Origin of the sequence: Stappia indica (assembly GCF_020177335.1) — a bacterium.
Lineage (GTDB): Bacteria > Pseudomonadota > Alphaproteobacteria > Rhizobiales > Stappiaceae > Stappia > Stappia indica_B.
The window spans coordinates 44274-64295 of record NZ_JAIVMG010000014.1 but is presented as its reverse complement, the minus strand read 5'-3'; the positions used below and the strand labels follow the sequence as shown (position 1 = coordinate 64295).

General features: G+C 67.1%; 19 protein-coding genes and 1 tRNA gene. 10 read left to right on the top strand and 10 right to left on the bottom strand.

All coding sequences use genetic code 11. The annotated features are described in order from the left end of the window. Window positions 1-102: 102 nt before the first annotated feature. The gene (locus LC062_RS17470; protein WP_224912306.1) at window positions 103-1497 is read left to right on the top strand and encodes a uracil-xanthine permease family protein; all 1395 of its coding nucleotides are present in this window, start codon (window positions 103-105) and stop codon (window positions 1495-1497) included. 81 nt (window positions 1498-1578) lie between these two features. On the opposite strand, the gene LC062_RS17465 is transcribed toward LC062_RS17470, so the two are convergent. Then, window positions 1579-2631: a zinc ABC transporter substrate-binding protein gene (locus LC062_RS17465; protein WP_224912305.1), complete on the bottom strand. Its 1053-nt coding sequence runs from the start codon at window positions 2629-2631 to the stop codon at window positions 1579-1581. Window positions 2632-2924: 293 nt separating this feature from the next. On the opposite strand from LC062_RS17465, the gene LC062_RS17460 reads away from it, so the two are divergent. From LC062_RS17460 to LC062_RS17450, 3 genes are read left to right on the top strand one after another with little or no spacing between them, the layout of a single operon-like run. Continuing rightward, window positions 2925-3800 (top strand): ATP-binding cassette domain-containing protein, encoded by an 876-nt coding sequence (locus LC062_RS17460; protein WP_224912304.1) that lies wholly within the window; start codon window positions 2925-2927, stop codon window positions 3798-3800. Beyond that, window positions 3793-4626 carry a metal ABC transporter permease gene (locus LC062_RS17455; RefSeq protein WP_224912303.1) on the top strand — a complete coding sequence of 278 codons (834 nt, stop codon included), beginning with the start codon at window positions 3793-3795 and terminating at the stop codon, window positions 4624-4626. Before LC062_RS17460 ends, LC062_RS17455 begins: the two co-directional genes overlap by 8 nt. Continuing rightward, a complete protein-coding gene (locus LC062_RS17450) occupies window positions 4623-5033 on the top strand; it encodes a Fur family transcriptional regulator (protein WP_224912302.1) in 411 nt (136 codons plus the stop codon). Before LC062_RS17455 ends, LC062_RS17450 begins: the two co-directional genes overlap by 4 nt. 43 nt (window positions 5034-5076) lie before the next feature. Here the strand turns inward: LC062_RS17450 and LC062_RS17445 are convergent, their stop codons facing one another. Both LC062_RS17445 and LC062_RS17440 read right to left on the bottom strand, forming a co-directional pair. Further along, the gene (locus LC062_RS17445) at window positions 5077-5853 is read right to left on the bottom strand and encodes a glutamine amidotransferase (protein WP_224912301.1); all 777 of its coding nucleotides are present in this window, start codon (window positions 5851-5853) and stop codon (window positions 5077-5079) included. A gap of 111 nt (window positions 5854-5964) precedes the next feature. Next, the gene (locus LC062_RS17440) at window positions 5965-6453 is read right to left on the bottom strand and encodes a tellurite resistance TerB family protein (RefSeq protein ID WP_224912300.1); all 489 of its coding nucleotides are present in this window, start codon (window positions 6451-6453) and stop codon (window positions 5965-5967) included. 238 nt (window positions 6454-6691) lie between these two features. Here LC062_RS17440 and LC062_RS17435 point away from each other — a divergent pair, with 238 nt between their 5' ends. Next, window positions 6692-9631, top strand: a complete 2940-nt coding sequence (locus LC062_RS17435) for an AsmA family protein (RefSeq protein WP_263625763.1) — start codon at window positions 6692-6694, stop codon at window positions 9629-9631. A gap of 59 nt (window positions 9632-9690) precedes the next feature. Here LC062_RS17435 and LC062_RS17430 read toward each other — a convergent pair whose 3' ends face one another. Beyond that, complete coding sequence (locus tag LC062_RS17430) at window positions 9691-11268, bottom strand: CYTH and CHAD domain-containing protein (RefSeq protein ID WP_224912298.1); 1578 nt, start codon at window positions 11266-11268, stop codon at window positions 9691-9693. 264 nt (window positions 11269-11532) lie between these two features. After that, a tRNA-Leu gene (locus tag LC062_RS17425) sits at window positions 11533-11619 on the bottom strand. 166 nt (window positions 11620-11785) lie between these two features. Here LC062_RS17425 and LC062_RS17420 point away from each other — a divergent pair. The 4 genes from LC062_RS17420 (at window position 11786) to LC062_RS17405 (ending at window position 13696) form a co-directional block, all read left to right on the top strand. Further along, entirely contained in the window at window positions 11786-12364 is a 579-nt protein-coding gene (locus LC062_RS17420; RefSeq protein WP_181759598.1) for a YqaA family protein, read from the top strand. Between the two features lie 23 nt (window positions 12365-12387). Further along, window positions 12388-12915, top strand: coding sequence for a disulfide bond formation protein B (locus LC062_RS17415; RefSeq protein WP_404829743.1), 528 nt, complete (start codon window positions 12388-12390; stop codon window positions 12913-12915). A 50-nt stretch (window positions 12916-12965) separates the two neighbouring features. Then, window positions 12966-13217, top strand: a complete 252-nt coding sequence (locus LC062_RS17410) for a hypothetical protein (protein WP_224912297.1) — start codon at window positions 12966-12968, stop codon at window positions 13215-13217. A gap of 77 nt (window positions 13218-13294) precedes the next feature. Next, the gene (locus tag LC062_RS17405) at window positions 13295-13696 is read left to right on the top strand and encodes a metallopeptidase family protein (protein WP_224912366.1); all 402 of its coding nucleotides are present in this window, start codon (window positions 13295-13297) and stop codon (window positions 13694-13696) included. Between the two features lie 73 nt (window positions 13697-13769). Here LC062_RS17405 and ppa read toward each other — a convergent pair whose 3' ends face one another. Both ppa and LC062_RS17395 read right to left on the bottom strand, forming a co-directional pair. Further along, window positions 13770-14306 (bottom strand): inorganic diphosphatase, encoded by a 537-nt coding sequence (gene ppa, locus LC062_RS17400; RefSeq protein ID WP_181759595.1) that lies wholly within the window; start codon window positions 14304-14306, stop codon window positions 13770-13772. Between the two features lie 157 nt (window positions 14307-14463). Then, window positions 14464-14985, bottom strand: a complete 522-nt coding sequence (locus tag LC062_RS17395) for a GNAT family N-acetyltransferase (protein ID WP_224912296.1) — start codon at window positions 14983-14985, stop codon at window positions 14464-14466. A 469-nt stretch (window positions 14986-15454) separates the two neighbouring features. Here LC062_RS17395 and LC062_RS17390 point away from each other — a divergent pair, with 469 nt between their 5' ends. Further along, window positions 15455-15892, top strand: a complete 438-nt coding sequence (locus tag LC062_RS17390; RefSeq protein WP_224912295.1) for a DUF2794 domain-containing protein — start codon at window positions 15455-15457, stop codon at window positions 15890-15892. A gap of 110 nt (window positions 15893-16002) precedes the next feature. On the opposite strand, the gene LC062_RS17385 is transcribed toward LC062_RS17390, so the two are convergent. From LC062_RS17385 to LC062_RS17375, 3 genes are all read right to left on the bottom strand, one after another. Next, window positions 16003-18039, bottom strand: coding sequence for a S8 family peptidase (locus tag LC062_RS17385; protein ID WP_224912294.1), 2037 nt, complete (start codon window positions 18037-18039; stop codon window positions 16003-16005). Between the two features lie 206 nt (window positions 18040-18245). Further along, window positions 18246-19031 carry a Bax inhibitor-1/YccA family protein gene (locus tag LC062_RS17380; protein WP_224912293.1) on the bottom strand — a complete coding sequence of 262 codons (786 nt, stop codon included), beginning with the start codon at window positions 19029-19031 and terminating at the stop codon, window positions 18246-18248. 199 nt (window positions 19032-19230) lie between these two features. Next, window positions 19231-19989, bottom strand: a complete 759-nt coding sequence (locus LC062_RS17375; protein WP_224912292.1) for a hypothetical protein — start codon at window positions 19987-19989, stop codon at window positions 19231-19233. Between the last annotated feature and the right edge of the window lie 33 nt (window positions 19990-20022).

The window sequence follows — 20022 nt, the reverse complement described above, 5'->3', positions numbered from 1 at the left end:
TCGCGCGGAGGACGCGAACAAAAAGCCGGCACCGGATTTGCTTGGAACGAAAAAACAACAAGGCGGAACCGCCACGCACCTTCCAGAAGGAGACAGAAAGAGATGGCCGTCGACAGTTCGATAGGGACACCCGCCCAGTTGCGGGATCCCGACTACACGCCGCCGCTTGCCACGGCGGTGCCGCTCGGCATCCAGCATGTGCTGGCCATGTTCGTCAGCAACATCACCCCGGCGATCATCGTCGCCGGCGCCGCCGGGTTCGGCTTCGGCACCGCCGGGGTGTTCGATCTCATCTACATGATCCAGATGTCGCTGTTGTTTGCCGGCATCGCCACCTTGTTCCAGACCATCGGCGCCGGGCCGATCGGCGCCCGGCTGCCGGTGGTGCAGGGCACCAGCTTCGCCTTCCTGCCGATCATGATCCCGCTGGTCGCGGGCAAGGGCGTCGATGCGATGGCGGCGCTGATGGGCGGCATCATCATTGGCGGGCTGTTTCACGCCACGCTCGGCACGGTGATCGGAAAGATCCGCTTCGCCCTGCCGCCGCTGGTCACCGGGCTGGTGGTGCTGATGATCGGTCTGGCGCTGGTCAAGGTCGGCATTCAATATGCGGCCGGCGGTGTGCCGGCCATGGGCAAGCCGGAGTTCGGCAGCGCCCAGAACTGGTTCGTCGCCCTTGTCGTTGTTGCCGTCACCCTCGGGCTGAAGTTCTTCACCCGGGGCATGTGGTCGGTGGCGGCGGTGCTGATCGGGCTGATCGTCGGCTACCTCCTGTCCATGGCGCTCGGCATGGTCAGCTTCGCCAATGTGGGCCGGGCGGCCTGGTTCACCCTGCCGAACCCGCTGCATTTCGGTCTCGCCTTCGACTGGGCGGCGGTGATCGGCTTCGGCCTGATGGGCGTCGTGTCGGCAATCGAGACCGTGGGCGATGTCTCCGGCATCACCAAGGGCGGCGCCGGGCGCGAGGCGAGTGACCGGGAGATTGCCGGCGCGACCTATGCGGACGGTCTCGGCACGGCGGTGGCCGGGGTGTTCGGCGGGCTCCCGAACACCTCCTTCAGCCAGAATGTGGGGCTGATCGCCATGACCGGGGTGATGAGCCGGCATGTGGTGACCTTCGGGGCGATCTTCCTGATCGTCTGCGGGTTGGTGCCGAAGGTCGGGGCGCTGATTTCCACCGTGCCGATCGAGGTGCTCGGCGGCGGCGTCATCGTCATGTTCGGTATGGTCGCGGCGGCGGGCATCAGCATGCTGGCCGATGTCAACTGGAACCGGCGCAACATGGTGATCTTCGCTGTGGCGCTGTCGGTCGGGCTGGGGCTGCAACTGGTGCCCGAGGCCTTGCAGCATCTGCCGCGCACCCTGCAGATCCTGTTGACCACCGGCCTGCTGCCGGCGGCGGTGTTGGCGATCGTGCTCAACCTGATCCTGCCGCAGGAGCTCAGCGCGGAGCAGACCGAGGAGATTTCCGGCGGTCTCAGCGGTCATCACAACTGAACCGGATCCTGTCCGGCAAAAAAAGAACGGGCGGCCCTAGGGCCGCCCGTCGATCATTCGGTGTCCGGGGTGCGGGCCGCCTCAGCCGCCGGCGAGCAGGCAGCCGCTGATCGCGCCGGCCATGTTGCGCAGCAAGGTCGGGTAGAGCTCCGGGCCGTTGTCGAGGGTGGCACCGAGCGGGTCGAGCACGCCGGTGCGGGCATTGCTGCCTTCGGTGACGACAGCGACCAGCTTGGGCTCGAACTGCGGTTCGGAGAAGATGCAGGCCGCGTCGAGGGCACGGATCTTGCCGGAGATTTCCGCCACGCGCTCGGCGCCGGGCGCCGATTCCGGGCTGAGGGTGATGGCGCCGGCTGCGGTCAGGCCGAAGCGCTTTTCGAAATACTGATAGGCATCATGGAAGACGACGAAGGGCTTGCCCGCCGCCGGGGCTAGTTCCTTGCCAAGTTCCGCCTGAAGCGCGTCGAGACGCCCGGTCATCGCCTCGGCATTGGCCGCATAGGCGGGGGCGTTGTCCGGGTCGGCCTTGGCGAGGGTGGCGGCAATCGCGGCGACGAACACCTTGGCGTTTTCCGGGTCGAGCCAGACATGCGGATCGAGCGCCGGCTTGCCGTCCGCATGAGCATGTTCGTCGTGGGCGTGGCCATGGCCATGGTCGTGATCATGTTCCGGGCCATGGTCGTGATCATGGTCGTTGCCGTGTTCTTCCTCATCCGCATGGGCATGAGAATGCGCCTCGAAGGCCTCGTCCTGGCGCATCGGGTGGCGCACCAGCCCGTCGCTGTCGAGCAGCTCGACGACCACGGCCTTGTCGCGCGGCAGGGTTTCCAGCGGCTTTTCCAGAAACGCCTCCAGCTCATGGCCGATCCAGAACACCACATCGGCATCCTGCAACTGCTGTGCCTTGGAGGGCTTCAGCGCATGAACATGCGGCGAGGCGGCGCCATCGACGATCAGGTCCGGGGTGCCGACACCGTCCATCACGCCGGCAACGAGCGAATGCAGCGGCTTGATCGAGGCGACCACCGTCACCTCGGCAATGGCTGGAACGGCGCTGGCGAGGGTGACCGTGCTTGCCAGCAGAAGCGAGGTGAGGGACGGCAGGCGTTGGAGCGGAGAGGCGGGCGATACCACGGGGCAGGGTCCTTGAAATGCGACAGGGCGTGTCTGAAATGAAGGTCGGTTCTCGATCCCGGCGTCGGGATGTGTTATGACATAACATAACGAATCTCCGCCCGCAAGATGGGCGCTGGCGCTGCCGCGATCGATCCCACTCATGGCGCGGCTTGCGCCTCGCTCCCCCGGGGCGGGGACAAAAACGGCTTGGACGGCGGGCGCCCGTGCCGTACCACACCCACACGGCGGTTCGACGTGGAACCGCCAGATCCTGGACCGGACCTGACGATGACGATTGCGAGCCCTTCCTCATGACCCTTGCCGCTGCTGCCCGGGCGGGTGCCGGTGCGCCGCCGCTCGTCCGTCTTGAAAACGCCGGGCTTTACCGCGACGGCCGCTGGCTGGTGCGCGGTGTCGACCTGACCGTTGCCCGGGGCGAGATCGTCACGCTGATCGGCCCGAACGGATCGGGCAAGTCGACCAGCGCGAAAATGGCGCTGGGGATCGCGCGGCCGGACGAGGGCGCCGCCCACCGGGCGCCGGGCCTTAAGGTCGGTTATGTGCCGCAGAAGCTGGCGATCGACTGGACCCTGCCGCTGACCGTGGACCGGCTGATGCGGCTGACCGGACCGCTGCCGGCCGGCGCGGCCCATGAGGCGCTGGAGCGCACGGGTGTTGCCCATCTTGTCGGGGCGGAGGTGCGCCACCTGTCGGGCGGCGAGTTCCAGCGGGCGCTGCTGGCACGGGCGATTGCCCGCAAGCCGGACCTCCTGGTGCTCGACGAGCCGGTGCAGGGGGTCGATTTCAGCGGCGAGAGCGCGCTCTATGAGCTGATTTCGGCGATCCGCGCCGAGCTGGGCTGTGGCATCCTGCTGATCTCCCACGATCTGCATGTGGTGATGTCGGCGACCGACCACGTCATCTGCCTCAATGGCCATGTCTGCTGCACCGGCGCGCCCTCGGCGGTCGCCGGCAGCGCCGCCTACCAGCAACTGTTCGGCGGGCGGGCCAATGCGGCGCTCGCCGTCTATGAACATCACCACGACCACGTGCATCTGGCCGATGGCCGGGTGCGCCATGCGGATGGCTCGATCACCGATCATTGCCATCCGGCGGATGGTCATCACCACCATGGTCACGCCCACGCAGAAGGCGCGGCGGAGACGGACGAGGCGGGCCATGCTTGACGATTTCTTCCTGCGGGCGCTGGTCGCCGGCGTTGGCGTTGCCCTGGTGGCCGGCCCGCTCGGCTGCTTCATCGTCTGGCGGCGACTGGCCTATTTCGGCGACACCCTGTCCCATGCGGCCTTGCTCGGCGTGGCTCTGGCGTTCCTGCTGGAGGTCAACATCACCTTGTCGGTGTTCGCTGTCTGCCTGGCGATTTCGATCCTGCTGATGGGCTTGCAGCGGCGCGGGTCGCTGTCTTCCGATGCCCTGCTCGGGCTGTTGGCCCATTCGGCGCTGGCGCTCGGCCTTGTGTGCCTGGCGTTTCTGAGCTGGGTCAGGATCGATCTGATGGGCTTCCTGTTCGGCGATATCCTGGCGGTGTCCGTGTTCGACATCGCGGTGATCTATGCCGGCGGCGCCGCCGTTCTGGCGGTGCTGGCCTTTATCTGGCGGCCGCTGTTCGCCGCCACCGTCAGCCGCGAACTGGCGGAGGCGGAAGGGCTCAATCCGGATGCGGCGAATGCGGTGTTCATGCTGTTGATGGCCACCGTCATCGCCCTGTCCATGAAGATCGTCGGTGTGTTGCTGATCACCGCGCTCCTGATCATCCCGGCCGCCGCCGCGCGCCGCCTTGCCAGCGGCCCGGAGCAGATGGCAGTCTATGCGGCACTCATCGGTGCGCTGGCCGTCATCGGCGGGCTTTTCGGATCGCTGCGGTTCGACACCCCGTCCGGGCCGTCGATCGTCGTTGCCGCGCTGGCGCTGTTCCTGCTGGGGATGACCCCGGTCGGCGCCTTGCTGCGCCGCTTTACAACACCCCACGGAGGAGGCGGAGGCGCCAGATGACCGCAGCGCATGTCCATCATCCGGACCTGACCCGCAACCAGTCGCTTGTCTATGATGTGCTGAACGGCTCGGACGCGCCGCTCAGCGCCTATTCCATTCTCGATGCCCTGCGCGGCGAAGGCTTCCGCGCGCCGCTGCAGGTCTACCGGGCGCTGGAGAAGCTGCGCGCCTATGGGCTGGTGCACCGGCTGGAAAGCCTCAATGCTTTTGTCGCCTGCAGTCATCCGGACTGCGCCGGGCATGAGACCGCCGGCTTCGCCATCTGCGAGAAATGCGGCAAGGTGAGCGAGTTTGCCGAGGAGCGGATCGCCGCGCCGATTCGCGACTGGGCCAAGGCCGAAGGCTTTGTGCTGGCCGGCTCGACGATCGAGCTGCGCGGTCTGTGCCGCGACTGCCGCGAGGGCTAGCTCCGCTGCCTACGCGGCGTGGCCGTTCAGGTCGCGCCGGGCGTCAGCTCAGCACCCGCTGGGGCATCTCCATCGCGGCGCGGCAGGGCTGGGCAGAGGCATTTGCATGGCCGATCCAGCGGTCGAGAAAGCCGACCAGCCAGGATTTCACCGCCGGGTCGAACACATAGCGTCCGGCGAAATGATCGCGCCGGTTCCGCGCGCCCGGCAGGGCCATGCGCGGCGCGGCGCGGGTGGTCCAGCGCACCATCATCAGATAGGTCAGCTCCGGGTGGAACTGGATGCCGAAGGCGGCGGGGCCGACCTGGATTGCCTGGTTGGGGTAGGTCTCGCCGCTGGCCAGCAAGGTGGCGCCGCTCGGCAGATCGAAGCCCTCCTTGTGCCACTGGTAGACCTTGTCGGGCCAGTGGGGCATCAGCTCGCAGCCGGTCTCTGTCGGGTGAAGATCGTAATAGCCGATCTCGACCAAGCCATCCTCGTGGCCACGAACCCTGGCGCCGAGATTGCGGGCCAGCATCTGCGCGCCGAGGCAGATACCAAGGAACGGTTTTCCCTCGCGCAGCGGCACGTCGATCCAGTCGATTTCCCGGGAAACGAAGGCGTCGGTGTCATTGGCGCTCATCGGCCCGCCGAAGATCACCGCGCCGGCATGGTCTTCAAGGGTCGAGGGCAGACAGTCGCCGAAACGCGGGCGGCGAATGTCGAGGGCGAAACCGCGCCGGATCAGTTCCTGTCCGACCCGACCGGGTGTCGAGGTTTCCTGATGCAGCACCACAAGGATTTTCGGCCGTCCGGCCAGAAGCTTCGGATCAAGGATCATGACCACAACCTAACGCATGGGTGCCCCGGTTGTCATCCGTTCCCTACGGGATTTCACGCATGGGCTGCGGCCCGCCGCCAGTCCGCGGGCCGTCGCCGATCCGGTCCCGGGCTAGGTGTCGTCGGCGTCGTTCGGCGCGGCGGCGTCCCTGGCGCCGGCCACCTTGCGCCGCAGGGCGAGCCGCTCGCGGGAAGAAATGCCCAGGAGTTCGGCCACCCGCCAGATGGTGTTGTCCTCGAATTCATGGACGATGCCATCGGCGTAGACGATCTCCCACATCATCTCCAGCACCTTCAGCCGTTCCTCGATCTCCAGATCGCGCTTGAGAACGGAGGTGAAGCCGAACAAGTCGACGGCCTCATCGTCCCGCTGCTGGGCCGCCGCGATCAGCTCGGCGGTCATCTCCGGGGTCAACTGATAATTGCGCCGGAGCACCTCGTTGAGGGCCTCCCGCTCCTTGTCGTCGACCACTCCGTCGACGGAGACGAGGTGGACGAGCAGCGCGGCGGCAGCAAGCCGGTGGTCGTCTTCGGCGAAATTCAGCTTGCCCTGCTTTCCGGTCACCGTTTGTTTCAGGAAACGCTTCAACGCAACGAACATGCATACTCCTTGACTGCCATCCGCCCGGGCCGCGTGTTGCCGCCGATGTCGGTGGGGAATTCCGGCCACAGCATCGCAAAAATCCCGCAGGCTTGTCCATGCCAACAGCGGAGGGAGCTGGGCAAGTGTGCGGATCTGGGGGCAGGGGCGACGCAATCGGGGGGTCGGCCACTCTGTCGACACGCTTTGACGTACACTCCGGGTGATTCGCACGGAACGGGAGGCGCAGGTGAAACGATTGGCGATTGGGATCCTGGGGCTGGTCCTCGTGCTGGTCGCGGCCGCGCTGATCGTGCCGTATTTCTTGCCGGCCGATGCGCTCAAGGCCCGGGTGATCGCCGAGGTGGAACGCCGCTCCGGCTGGCGACTGCGACTCGATGGCCCGGTGTCGATCTCGCTCTTGCCCAGTTTGCGGTTGCAGGCCGCCGATGTCGGTTTCACCGGAGCGGCCGGAATGGGCGGGGCCGAACTGGTGCGGGCCGAGGAGGTCGATTTCGGCCTGGCCTGGGGCACATTGTTCGGTGGCTCGCTGCAGCTCACCCATATCGTTCTGCGGACCCCGGAGATCAGCCTGGAGGTCGGGCCGGACGGGGCGGCCAACTGGGCACCGCGTTCCGCCTTCCCGCATGACCGCTGGGCCGCCGCCGCCGAGGCCATTTCCGAAAACTCGACCGATGGCGCGCCGCCGCCGCAAGCTGCGACACCTGCCGCAGCCGCGCCGCCCGCCTCTTCGGAAGGGGATGGCGAGGGGGCGGCGGAGGCCGCCGATCCCATGCTCGGGCTGGCGCGAATCGGTGTCGCCTATTTTCAGGTCAGGGATGGCCGGCTGGTCTACGCCGACCGGCGCAGCGGCGATGCGGTGGCGGTGGATGCGATCAACGCCACCTTGCGCCTGCCTTCGCTCGCCGGGACGCTCGACCTTGACATTGCTGCCCGCTATCGCGGCATCGAGGCGGCCGTCTCCGGGCGTGTCGCGGCCCCACTGGCGCTGGCAAGGGGCGGGGCCAGCGAGATCGACCTGACGACCACCGTGGCCGGTGCGTCCCTGCGCAGCACGGGCAATCTTTCCGCCGCCGGCAGCGGGGCCTTGACCCTTGCCGCTGCCGGGGACTCCTTCGCCGAGCCGCTGGCCGCCCTTGGCATTTCGCTCGCCCGTGACCCGGGTGCCTACAGTCTTGCCGGCGATGTCGCCCTGTCCGCCGGCCGGGTGGATCTGGACAATCTGGTTGCCAGCATTGGCGCTGCAAAGGTCAGCGGTGCCGGTTCGCTTTTGCATGGCGCGGGCGCGCCGGCGATCTCCGGCCGGGTGCGCCTTGCCGATCTCGATCTGGCCGAAGTGCTGCTCCTTGCCGGCCGCACGGAGGCGGCGACCGGCGCGCTCGGGGGCGATCTGGCCTTCAGCGCGCGCGGCGGCGATACGGCGGCGCTCATCGGCTCGCTCGACCTGCGCGGGTCCTTGCGTCTTGCCAAGGGCAGCATCGGCGGGTTGGTGCTGCCCTCGCCGCTTGGCGAGGATCCGGCGTCGGCGACGATCGAGGACATCAGTGCAAGTGTGGAGATCGCCGGTCTCGACCGGCCTGTGTCGCTGACCGGCGGTCTGCGCTGGCGCGACGAGAGCTTCCGGCTGTCCGGAACGGCGGAACCGGCGCTGATGCTGGCCGGCTTGCCGGCGCCGGTGCGAGTGCGTGTGGAAAGCGGCCGGGTGGGCGCGGGCTATGACGGTGCGGTCTCCGTGCAAGGCGCGCTCGATGGCGATCTTTTTCTGGAAACGGTAGACTTGCGCGGGCTGGCGGCCTGGCTCGGGTCACCGCTGCCGCCGGGCGGCGGGCTGAAGACCTTCTCCATCGCCGGGCGGCTCGGGGCTGCGCCGGGGGCGGTCGCCTTCACCGACGCGCGGATCCGCCTCGATGATATCAGCGGCACCGGCAAGGGCGAAATCCGCCTCAGCGATCCGCCCTTGATCACCGCCGCGCTGGCGCTCGACCGGCTCGGGCTCGATCCTTATCTGGCCGACGGGGGCAATGCGCCCGCACCTGCTCGCGTGGGCGGGAAATCCAGTGCCAAGTCGGGCGCCCGCGCGCCCTCCGGCGGCCCAGTGCCCTGGAGCACCGACCCGATTGATCTTTCCGGTCTGAAAGCGGTTGACGCCAATCTGGAGCTGAGCGCCCGGACCATCGCCTGGGACAAGGTCGAGGTCGGGCCGAGCCGGCTGACGGTTGCGCTGAAGGGCGGGCGACTGACGGCGGATCTCGCCGATCTCACGCTTTACGACGGCAGTGGTCGCGGCACGCTGACGCTGGATGGCTCCGGGCCGGTGCCGGTGATCGAAGCCGCGTTCGATCTGGTCGATGTAAACGCCCATCCGTTCCTGTCGGCGCTGATCGATTTCGGCTGGCTGGAGGGCCGCGTCGGCACCGCGCTGGCGCTGCGCGCCCGGGGGGCAAGCCAGGCCGATCTGGTCGCCAGCCTTGGCGGCACCGCAAGGTTCGACTTCGTGGATGGGGCGGTGCGCGGCATCAACATTCCGCGCATGGTGCGCGGGCTGACCGTGGATACCCTGCTCGGCTGGGCGGAAAATCCGGCGCAGAAGACGGATTTCTCCTCGCTGGGCCTTGGCTTCGAGATTGCCAACGGCGTCGCCCGCTCGACCGATCTGGCGCTCTACGGACCATTGGTGCGCATGTCCGGCGCGGGGCTCATCGACCTGCCGCGCAAGAGCCTCGACTGGCGGTTCGAACCCAAGGTGGTGGCGACGCTCGAAGGGGCGCCGCCGATGCCGCGCGGCAAGGGCGAGGATCGGGAAATGGCCGGGCTCGGCGTGCCGGTGATCGTGCGCGGCCCCTGGAACAAGCCGAAGATCTATCCCGACATCAAGGGTATTCTCGACGATCCGAAAACGGCGCTGAAGCAGCTTGAGGGGATCGGCGGCGGTCTGGCGGAGCTGCTCAAGCGCCGGCCGGAGAAGGCCTTGACCGATGCGGCCAATGACGTGATCGGCCGGGTGACCGGCGGCGGCAGCAGCATCGACGTGCAGAAGGTGATCGACGGCGAGGTCGATGACAAGGAGGTGCTGGACGCGGTGGAGCAGGGCTTCGGCCTGCCGTCGGGCTTCCTCGGCTCCTTCGGCATCGGCAAGGGGCCGAAGCCCGAGCCGGACGCGGCGCCGCCGCAGCAATAGCGCCGGAGGGGCGGAGCGCGCCCGGTTTACGCGCTCCGCGTGGGGCTTGCGCTAGCCGGTCAGCTCCGCCAGAACTTGCGGCTCCGCCGGCTCTTGTCCCACAGCGCCCGGGCCTTGGCCCATTCGCTTTCCGCCCGGTATTCGTGCCAGCCCATGACGAAGCCAGCGGCCAGGCTCAGCTTGGCGCCCTCGCCGCGCTTGTCCCGCGCGATCGGCGCCAGTTTGGCGGCCATCACCACATCGTTGAGATAGCCGAACACATCCTGCAGGGTCTTCAACGTGGCGATGAACGGGGCGCAGTGTTTCGCCGGGAACAGCGGCTGGAAGAATTCCACCGCATAGCGCAGCTTCTTCAGCTGCTTGCGCATGTCGTGCCGCTCCTCCAGCGTCAGCTCGTCAATGCGCTCGCCCAGCCGGGCAACCGCCTTCCAGCGCTTTTCCAGCGCGCGGCGGGCATAGTCGCGCGCCGGCATGGCCAGCGTTTCCCGCAGCGCGGCGGCGGCATCCGTGTCCATCGGGTCGCACGGCCAGGTTTCCGCTTCGGCAAGACTGCCCAGATCGAACAGCAGGTGATTGACCTCCGGCGCGCGCAGCTCGGTTCGCAGCGCCTTGCGCACCGATTGGCGCCGGGCGCCGACCACCTCCGCCAGACGTGTCGCGGCGACATCGGCGGGGACCTGATCGAGCACCGGCGCGATGATCTCATCGACCAGCACATCGAGATCGCGCAAGTCGCCGAGCCTCAGGGCCAACACCTTGGCCCGCTCATCAAGGTTCTCGCGCAAGGCGATCGGCAGCAGGTCGCGGTGCACCTTGAGGGCGCTGCGCAACCGCCGCAGGCCAATGCGCATCTGGTGCACCGCCTCCGGATCGTCCACCTCCAGGGTGGCATCGCGGTTGGCGGCGATCTGCGCCAGGCAAGAACGCAGGATCGCCCGCAGCGCGCTCTCCGCCGTGTCGGTCTTGCGGGACAGCTCGACGCGGCCGGCGCCGACCGGCCGACAGGTCATGTCGTCGCCGCGCATCAGGGCATAGCCGCGCTGCGCCTTGCTGAGGGCGGAAAACCGGGCAATGCTGGTGCCGTTGAGCGCCGAGGCGAGGGCGAACAGATCGCCCACCTGGCCGCGCTTCAGCTCCAGTTCCGCCTCGAACAGCGGCTGGGTCCGGGTCCTGGTGCGGACCTCGCCGGCATCCAGCGCCATCTCGATCTCCGCGCCCTCTTCGGTGCGAAAGATGCGGGTGGTTCGCTGCATCCGCGTTTCGAACACCGGATCGACCTGCTTGCCGTCGATCTGCTTCCACAGCGCCTTTTGCAAGGTCCGGTCGTTGATCCGAGTCAGGTCCGGCGCAGGCGCGCTGACCGCGGCTTCCTGCTCCTTCGGCATCGACAGGCCGCCGCTGACCGAGGTGCCGGATTTGACGGTCTGGATCCAGTCCGCGCCCACCTGCCGCACCCGCAAGGACCATTTGGCCCGGTAGAGGTCCAGATCGGCGGTATCGAAATAGATCGAGCGCAGGTCTTGCGTTCGGGGCGGATCGACCGTGTAGCCCAGGGGCGCGGGAGCGGCCTTCAGCTCCTCCAGCGCATCGGCATCGACCTCGAGCTTCAGCTCGATCTCTCGTGTCCCTTGCGTCATGCTTCCGATCTACCGGTTTCGCGCGGCCCTGGTTCTATAAAAGTGCAGGCAATGCGTCTGGTGGCGTGCGCTTCACGGCCGCGAGGCAAATGGGTGGTGAGGAAACGGCCAGGGTCCTGATCCTGGCGCGCCCCCATGCGGTCCGCGCATGAAAGACCGGGGGCGGGAGGAAGGCAAGGGCGGGAAAACCCGGAACGCATCAGCACATAGGCCGGGAGGCGGCGTGTGGGCCACGCGATGCGGCGCGTCAGCGATGGTGGGAAGTGGTGCCCCCGGTCCGACTCGAACGGACACTCCGGTTAAGGAAACGGATTTTGAATCCGTCGCGTCTACCAGTTCCGCCACGGGGGCACTCTTTGGCAGCGGGCGAAAAGGCTGCCGGAAACGCGGCGATCATAGTCATCGCGCACGGCCCGTCAACGGAAAGATCGCCTGTCCTGACCGGTTGTCACCGGGAAGCGTGCCGGGCGGCACACGCGCGCGTGACAACTGGCGGGGGACGGGCTAAGCAGACGCCATGTTGCGCCAACTCTACGACTGGACCATGTCCCTTGCTTCCGGCCGCCGCGCGCCCCTGGCGCTCGGGCTGGTGTCCTTTGCCGAAAGCTCGATCTTTCCGCTGCCGCCGGATCTGTTGCTGATCCCGATGGTGATCGCCCGGCGCGCGCGCGCGTTCTTCTACGCGCTGTTGTGCACGGTGACCTCGGTGATCGGCGGCTTTGCCGGCTATGCCATCGGCGCCCTGCTGTTCCTGCAATTGGCGCAGCCGATCCTCGCCTTCTACGGCTACCTCGACAAGTTCCAGACCTTCCAGGACAATTTCAACGAATACGGCGCCTGGATCGTCTTCATCGCCGGGGTGACGCCCTTTCCCTACAAGGTGATCACCATCGCCAGCGGCGCGTCCGGCCTCAGCCTGCCGGTGTTTCTCGTCGCCAGCGTGCTTGCCCGGGGCTTGCGTTTCTTCGTCGTCGCCGGCCTTCTGTATTTCTTCGGTCCACCGATCCGCCATTTCATCGAAAAGCGGTTGGGCCTGATGTTCACCCTGTTCGTCGTCGGCCTGGTCGGCGGTTTCGTCCTGATCAAGTTTCTCTGACACCCTTGGGAGGGACTGGCCTCGTGTCCTCGCCGCGTTCGTTTTCCTTGTTGCTGCTCGTCCTGCTGATCGCCGGCGGAACGGCGGCGATTTCCTTCGCCTGGGGCTACCAGCTGATCGGCGGCTATGCGCCCTGCAAGCTCTGCCTGGAGCAGCGCGTGCCCTATTACGCCGGCCTGCCGCTGGCACTTGTCGCCCTGTGGCTGCTGTGGCGGGGGGCGGCGCGCGGGCTGCTGGTGGTGCTTCTTCTTCTGGTGGCGGCGCTGTTTGCCTATGGCGCCGGGCTCGGGGGCTATCAGGCCGGCGCGGAATGGGGCTTCTGGCCGGGACCGGCCGATTGCGGCGGCGGCTCCGCACCCCCGGCCAATGCGGCGGATCTGCTCAATGCCTTGCGCAGCACCCGGGTGGTCAGCTGCACCGAGGCGAGCTGGCGGATGTTCGGCCTGTCCTTTGCCGGCTGGAATGCGGTGGCGTCCACCGGGCTGGCGCTGCTGGCGCTCCTCTGCCTGTGGACATCGCGGGCAAATGGCTCGAAGCTGAAGGCCGACTGAGACCCGTGCCGGCGTGAGCCGGCACCAGAGCGGAACGGCGGGCGCGAGACATGGCCGACAAAAGGAGTGCGGAGGAGCGCAAGCGCGAGGCGGACAGCCTGCTTGCGCAAGCCGAGCGCGAAAGCGAGACCTTCCTGCGCACCACCTTCACCGGCGCGGCCAAATCCGGCCGCTCGGGAAATGCCGATCCGGAGGCGCCCCCGCCTGACAGAATCGAGGAATGGGGCACGCGGATCGGCCGAACCGCCGGCGCGCTCTTCGCCGTCGCCCTGATCATCTATCTGGTGGTGACCTATCTCTAGTGCTGCGCCACCGAGGCGGATGAAATTCCAGAGGAAAGCGACGGATCGTGGCAACGGCGGCACCAAAGCCTGAAGACATGCGCTGGAGCGGGGCGCAGGCCCCGGATCTTGCGGTGTTCGAACAGATCGCGGCGGATGCCTTTGCCCGCCTGCCAGAGGCGTTTCGCGCACTGTGCGGCGAGATCGAGCTGCGCGTCGCCGATCTTGCCGATGAGGACGTGCTGATTGAACTGGGCATCGAAAGCCCGTTCGAGCTGATGGGGCTGTTCGAGGGGGTGGGGCTGGCGCAAGGGGCGGCCGCCGGCTGGAGCGGGCAGATGCCGAACCGGATCTGGCTCTATCGCCGGGCGATCCTGGATTACTGGTGCGCCTATGAGGAAACGCTCGGCGCGGTCATCACCCATGTGCTGGTGCACGAGATCGGCCATCATTTCGGCCTGTCCGATGACGATATGGAAGCCATCGAGGCCGCAAACTGACCGGCAGCGCCGCCGCCGGTCAGATGGTCAAGCTGTCAGCTCTTCAGAGCTTCAGGCGCGGGCGTCGCGCTGTTCAGGCCTTGTCGGCCTTGGCGCGGGCGATCGATTCCTCGATGATCCGCTTGGCCTCGTCCGGGCCGCCGAAGCCGGAGATCTTGACCCACTTGCCGGGCTCCAGATCCTTGTAGTGCTCGAAGAAATGCTTGATCTGCTGCATGGTGATTTCCGGCAGATCCTCGAAATGAGCGATGTTCTCGTAGCGCCGGGTCAGCTTGGAGCTGGGAACGGCAACGAGCTTCTCGTCCATGCCGGCTTCGTCTTCCATGAACAACACGCCGATCGGACGGCAGTTCATGATCGCGCCGGGAACGATCGGCCGCTGGTTGGCGACGATCACGTCGACCGGGTCGCCGTCACCGCACAGGGTGTGCGGCACGAAGCCGTAGTTCCCGGGGTAGCGCATCGGCGTGTACAGGAAGCGGTCGACGTACATGGCGCCGGCGTCCTTGTCCATTTCGTACTTGATCGGCTCGCCGCCCGCGGACACTTCAATGATCACGTTGATGTCTTCGGGCGGGTTCTTCCCGATCGGAACGGCATCGATGCGCATGGATCAAGCTCCTAGAGTGATGGGTCGCGGGCTGTATCGCAGGCACCGGCGCCGATGGCAAGGTGGAAATTGTGCGGTGCAACCGCTCTGGACGCGCGAAACCGCCAGGCCCGCGCGGCGAAGCGAGGGAAGGGGGCAGGCGCGACCGGCCGGCCGGCTATTGGGGCGTGTCGGCGAACCAGCCGAAGATGGTCAGCTCAAGGGTGGAGGAGGCGATCTGCTCGCGGGTGGTCATCAGCGCCTGACCGCCGCGCTGGCGGTAGAAGCGGACCGCTTCGGCATTGTCGCTGAGGACGCGCACGGCCAGACCGGAGAGATAGGCCCGGTCGAGGGCGCGTTGGGTGGCATGGAACAGCTCGGTGCCGAAGCCCAGCCCCTGATGGTCGGGACGGATGTAGAGCTCGTAGATTTCGCCTTCGAAGGGCAGTTCGCGCATGCGGCTCCGCCCGTAGGTGGCATAGCCGGCCGGGGTGCCGGCCACCTCCAGCATCTGGATGCGAACACCGCGCGACAGGGCGGTTCTCCACCAGCGCGGCCCGCGCCGGGAGATCATCCGTTCAAGCTCGACACCGCCGAGAATGCCGCGATAGGTGCCTCGCCACGCCTCCTCATGGATCAGGGCGAGGGCCATGGCGTCATCTTGCCGGGCCGGGCGCAGGGCAATCAGACCAAGGCTCATGCCTTGATGATAGCGCTGAATCGGCGCGGGCAAAAGCTTGATTGCCAGAATTGCGGAGGGAGGGGAGATGGCGAACCAGCGCGCGCCGGTCCGCAAAACGGAAAAGGGCCGGCGTAACGCCGGCCCTTCCGGTTGCCGTTTCGTCCGCGAAGGGACGGGGAAAGACATCGGGAAACCCCGGGGGGCTGGGGGGCTGTTGCGTACCGAAGTCTCACCAGCGCCAATCCCGTTGGCAACGGTTGGACTGTCGCTCTCCAAGATGGCGCGGTGTTGACTGGATTGGGGCAAAACTATGAATTCCGCCAAGGGGTGAGCGCTCCGGTAGAGCGTGTGCAGCCTGCGCACGCGATCCGTGCCGGTTTGGCCGCCGGCTTGCCAAAGCGCCGGCGCCGGAGGCATCATGGCGGCACGGCGTGGCGGGGGGCAGGTGCCGCCAGCGTGCGGACAGACCAACCTGGCGGGAGGCGTCATGAGCGAGTTCGACGATGAGTCCCCGGCATCCCGGCCGCAAGCGGTGCGCAGCGCCGTCATCGGGTCGGGAGGCGGGTCGGGAGGCGGATCGGGATCGGCGGCGGGAAGCGGCGCGGCGGCGGCGCCCCGACCGGTTGTTTCCTTCCATCGGCGCGAACTGGATCAGATCCTGCGGCTCTACGGACGCAAGGTCGCCTCGGGCGAGTGGCGCGACTACGCCATCGACCTTCTGAAGGATCGGGCGGTGTTTTCCGTGTTTCGGCGCACGAGCGAGGTGCCGCTGTTCCGGATCGAGAAGAATCCGAAGAACGCCCGCCGTCAGGGCGCCTACAGCGTGCTGGGCGCTGGCGGCGTGGTGCTGAAGCGCGGCGCTGATCTGGCCCAGGTGCTCAAGGTGTTCGACAAGAAACGCGATCTGCGGCTGGTCGAGGTCTAGGGTCCGGCTGCGGACCCGGTTCCCGGCACGGCGACGACAAAGACGACGGCAAAAGGGGCCGCGCGACGATGTCGCGCGGCCCCTTTTGCCGTTCCGGCATCTCCGGAATGTCAGAACTTGATCGACACGCCGGCGCTGAGCGCATGCGATGCGGCCCGGGCTCGGTACTCGCCCGAGTAGCCGAGCGTGGCGCTGATGGTGCCGCTGGCCGAGGCATAAGTCAGGCCGGCGCCGAGACGGCCGATGTCCCGGCCGATGCCCACCGAACTGGCGGCGACCGGTGCGCCGAGCAGGCTGGTGGCGCGGCTGTCGCCGAGCGAGCCGATGGCGCGGGCATAGGCAACGTCAAGCACCGGCTTCAGGTCGCCGGTGGAGATCGGCAGGGGCGTTCCGGTCAACCGGACGCCAACGCCCAGGTCCGTCTGCGAGGATGTGGCCGAGGGGGCGGTCAGCGCGAAGACGCCGGCGCCCGTTTCGGTGGAGCCGCCAAGCCACTGGTGCACGACGCGGGCCTGGGCATAGGGCTGGATCTCGGCGAGGCTGGTGGTGAGGTTCATGCCGGCACGCAGATTGCCCCAGACGCCGATGTCGGTTCCCTTGGCGGTGCCGGCAAAGCCGCCCGCTCCGCCCGCGCCGGGGATGGCGGCGCGGCTCGTCGAGGTCTCGAAGCGGCTGAGACCGGCGGATGCATCGGTGAACCATTCGCCCATGGTCAGGCCGGCGTAGGCGAGCGCATGCAACCCGGCGGCGCGGCTCTTGTTGCCGCCGCTGGAGGTGCGGGTTTCGCTGAAGCCGAGGCCGAAGCCGAAACGTACGTCCTGCGAGGGACGGAAATCGAGACCGGTGAGCACGCCGCCGGTTCGGGTCATGGCCGAGTTGCTGGTTGCACTGGCGAGGGTCCGGGTCAGTCCGGCAAGGGGGGCGGTCCACCAGCGGGCGTTGAAATCCGTCTCCGGAGCCGGGCCGTTGGTCGAGAAGGTGACGTTCTGCTGTCCGCCGCCGGGTCCGCCGGAGACGATGGCGCCGGCGATGTCGGCGATCTGGCCGAGGGTGCGCCCTTGCGCGTAGGCGCTCTGGGAGTAGAGGGCGCCGGCCTCGGCGTCGCGGGTCGAGGTGAGGGCGTCGAGGTTCAGGATGCCCCAGCCGTAGACCGCGTCGATGCCTTCGTCGCCCACGTCGGTCGCGGTGGCGAAGATGAGCTGTGTGAGATCGCTGCCCTTGGCATTGGGGAACATCTGCCGGGCGATGGCCAGCGCGCCGGTCACATGTGGGGCGGCCATCGAGGTGCCGGACATGCGCACATAGGTGCCGTTGTGGTCGGTGGAGTAGATGCCGCCGGCATCCTCATCGTCATCGCCGCCGGGCGCGGAGATGCACCAGGTCGCGGCGATCCCGCAGCGGTTGGAATAGGACGCGATCTCGCCTGTCTGCTCCAGGGCGGCGACCGCGATCCAATGTCCCTTCAGCTCGGGGGCAAGCACCGGGAGGCCTGCCTCCAGGGCGACGCTCGGCAGGCCGTCGTTGCCATTGGCCCAGACGTAGACATTGCCCGCCTCGACGCCCCGCTCGATGGCGTCGAGCATGTAGTCGTATTTTGTCTCAAGCATGTCGCGCGTGGCCGCCTGTCCGGCCTCGTCCAACGGCATCATGTCGTCGCTGCCCCAGGAGTTGTTGTAGAACTCGATGCCGTTGTCGAGGCCATGGTCGAACAGCCGCGCGGCGGTCGTGTCGAGGGTGGCATCGGTGATCTCGTCGGAGCCGTAGTCGGCGAGCTGAAGCGAGGCGACCTGGGCGCCCGGCGCGACGCCGACCATGCCATACCCGTTGAGCGCTGCGGCGATGGTGCCGGCGACATGGGTGCCGTGCCCCTCCACATCGACGCCATCGGAGGGCAGTCCGGTGGGGCCGTTCATGGAAATCGGGCTCAGGTTGTCAATCAGGTCCGAATGGTACTGATAGATGCCGCTGTCGACCACGCCGACGGTGACGCCGGCGCCGGTGTAGCCGCGATCATGCGCTGCCTTGGCGCCGATCATGCCCAGGCCCCATTGCGCGGAATATTCATCGGCGCTGAGCGGGGTCGCCGCCATGAGCGCGCACAGAACGGCGGACAAGGAAGCGCAGCAGTGGAAATGAGAATTGGGCATGATTGTGCTTTTCGGAGCGAGGTGAGGATGAAAAGTACTCTTGCGGGGAATATCTTGAGCGTCAACGGAGGGTTGCGGGCCTTGCCTGACCATCTGTCCGGAATGCTGTGCGGCCTGTCCGAAGACGGAGCTGGAGCGGCGCCGGGCACAAAAAAGCGCGGGAGACGATCCCGCGCTTCTTGGTTTTTCGCTGAGGCCGGAGCCGCTTATTCGCGGTTGCCGAACAGCTGCAGCAGCATCAGGAACAGGTTGATGAAGTCGAGGTAGAGACGCAGCGCGCCCATGATCGACTTCTTCGCGGCCACCTCGGAGCCGTCGGCACCGTCGTACATTTCCTTGATCTGCTGGGTGTCATAGGCGGTCAGGCCGGCAAACACGAGCACGCCGATCACCGAGATGGCGAACTGCAGTGCGGAGGATGCCAGGAACAGGTTGACCAGCGAGGCGATGATGATGCCGATCAGGCCCATGAACAGGAACGAACCCCAGGCCGACAGGTCCTTCTTGGTGGTGTAGCCGAACAGGCTCAGGGCACCGAACGAGGCCGCCGTGATGAAGAACACCCGGGCGATCGAACCGCCGGTGTAGACCAGGAAGATCGACGACAGGGAGACGCCCATCAGCGCGGCATAGACCCAGAAGGTGGTCTGCGCGGTGGAGGCGCTCATCGACTGGATGCGGAAGCTGAGGAAGAACACCATCGCCAGCGGCGCCAGCATCACCACCCACTTCAGCGGGCTGGCATAGATCGTGTAGCCGAGGCTCGTAAGCATCTTGCCGTTGCCGAGGGTGGCGACGGCGAGGCTCGGGTCGGTGGTGGTGGCGAAATACACGGTCGCCAGAGCCAGCACACCGGTGATGGCCAGGCCCAGGGCCATGTAATTGTACACGCCCAGCATGTAGGCCCGAAGCCCTTCGTCATAGACGCCGGCCTCGGCGCGCGCGCCGGCCGCGGCATACCGAATGTTCGAGTTGCGGTCGAAGGTCGACATCGAAGTCCTCTCTATCCCTCGTGAATGAATGCGAGACCCTGCGGGTTTCTCAGGCGCCCCGATGGCGCGGTCTGGCGCAGGTCTTTTGAAATATGGGGGCGGCCGGCGACAAGGACAAGATGCAATCGCCACAGGCAACATTACGATTTCGCCATGTTGCCTGTGGCCCTGTCGATCCCGGCGTTTCGCCGAAGACCGGTTACTTCATCGCCTTCAGGCGCGAGGCGATCTGCCGGTCGCAGGTGCCCTTCGGGTCGCGCACGATTTCCTCGCGCGCGAAGTCGAGGATTTCCTTCTTCGGGTCGACCATGACCTCGGTGGTCACGCCCGGCTTGAACCACTGCAGCACGGCATAGTCGCCGCCGCCATCGGTGAAGAAGGCCACCGGCTGGCCGTTCTCGACGATGCCGAGGCGCCCGGTGCGCACCGGCATGATGTCGACCTTGCGGCTCTCGCCGTCGATGGTGATCTTCGACTTCGACAGGTGCAGCCGCTTCATGGTCGAGCCGCTGGTGCCGAGCCAGGTGCCGAACAGGCGCTCGCCCTTGTTCTCCACCGACAGGCAGGAATTCTTGTAATTCGGGATCGACAGCCGTTCGGCCGGATGCTGCACCGGCTCTTCCTTCTTGACGAAGGTGGAGTACTGCATCTTGTGCTCACCGGTGCGGTAGACGCGAATCTCCACCGGGGCGTAGGTGGACTGGCCAATCGGCCGGGTCAGGAAGTCGAACTGGTTGAGGTCGTTGGTGCCGGCCTTGCGATAGAGCCAGAACTTCGGCAGCCCCTCCTCGAACACCAGCCAGTCGCTGACCACCAGGCCGCGCGGACCGGTCGGCTCGTTGACCTGCCAGACGCCGGTGTGGAAGGGCGATTCGGCCATGGCCGGCGCGGCCAGACCAGCGGCCAGGGCGAGCCCGGCGGCGAGCGTGCGAAGCGGTTTGGTAAAGCTGAAATTCATGAGATGTCCCCATAGCCCGTGTCATGTCGCAGG

What these genes read in the sequence shown, in the direction of transcription:
- LC062_RS17385 (WP_224912294.1), bottom strand. Translation starts at nt 18,039, where the DNA reads ATGCCCAATTCTCATTTCCACTGCTGCGCTTCCTTGTCCGCCGTTCTG.
- LC062_RS17470 (WP_224912306.1), top strand. Translation starts at nt 103, where the DNA reads ATGGCCGTCGACAGTTCGATAGGGACACCCGCCCAGTTGCGGGATCCC.
- LC062_RS17450 (WP_224912302.1), top strand. Translation starts at nt 4,623, where the DNA reads ATGACCGCAGCGCATGTCCATCATCCGGACCTGACCCGCAACCAGTCG.
- LC062_RS17405 (WP_224912366.1), top strand. Translation starts at nt 13,295, where the DNA reads ATGCGCTGGAGCGGGGCGCAGGCCCCGGATCTTGCGGTGTTCGAACAG.
- LC062_RS17420 (WP_181759598.1), top strand. Translation starts at nt 11,786, where the DNA reads ATGTTGCGCCAACTCTACGACTGGACCATGTCCCTTGCTTCCGGCCGC.
- LC062_RS17380 (WP_224912293.1), bottom strand. Translation starts at nt 19,031, where the DNA reads ATGTCGACCTTCGACCGCAACTCGAACATTCGGTATGCCGCGGCCGGC.
- LC062_RS17445 (WP_224912301.1), bottom strand. Translation starts at nt 5,853, where the DNA reads ATGATCCTTGATCCGAAGCTTCTGGCCGGACGGCCGAAAATCCTTGTG.
- LC062_RS17395 (WP_224912296.1), bottom strand. Translation starts at nt 14,985, where the DNA reads ATGAGCCTTGGTCTGATTGCCCTGCGCCCGGCCCGGCAAGATGACGCC.
- LC062_RS17410 (WP_224912297.1), top strand. Translation starts at nt 12,966, where the DNA reads ATGGCCGACAAAAGGAGTGCGGAGGAGCGCAAGCGCGAGGCGGACAGC.
- LC062_RS17440 (WP_224912300.1), bottom strand. Translation starts at nt 6,453, where the DNA reads ATGTTCGTTGCGTTGAAGCGTTTCCTGAAACAAACGGTGACCGGAAAG.
- LC062_RS17375 (WP_224912292.1), bottom strand. Translation starts at nt 19,989, where the DNA reads ATGAATTTCAGCTTTACCAAACCGCTTCGCACGCTCGCCGCCGGGCTC.
- LC062_RS17455 (WP_224912303.1), top strand. Translation starts at nt 3,793, where the DNA reads ATGCTTGACGATTTCTTCCTGCGGGCGCTGGTCGCCGGCGTTGGCGTT.
- ppa (WP_181759595.1), bottom strand. Translation starts at nt 14,306, where the DNA reads ATGCGCATCGATGCCGTTCCGATCGGGAAGAACCCGCCCGAAGACATC.
- LC062_RS17430 (WP_224912298.1), bottom strand. Translation starts at nt 11,268, where the DNA reads ATGACGCAAGGGACACGAGAGATCGAGCTGAAGCTCGAGGTCGATGCC.
- LC062_RS17390 (WP_224912295.1), top strand. Translation starts at nt 15,455, where the DNA reads ATGAGCGAGTTCGACGATGAGTCCCCGGCATCCCGGCCGCAAGCGGTG.
- LC062_RS17460 (WP_224912304.1), top strand. Translation starts at nt 2,925, where the DNA reads ATGACCCTTGCCGCTGCTGCCCGGGCGGGTGCCGGTGCGCCGCCGCTC.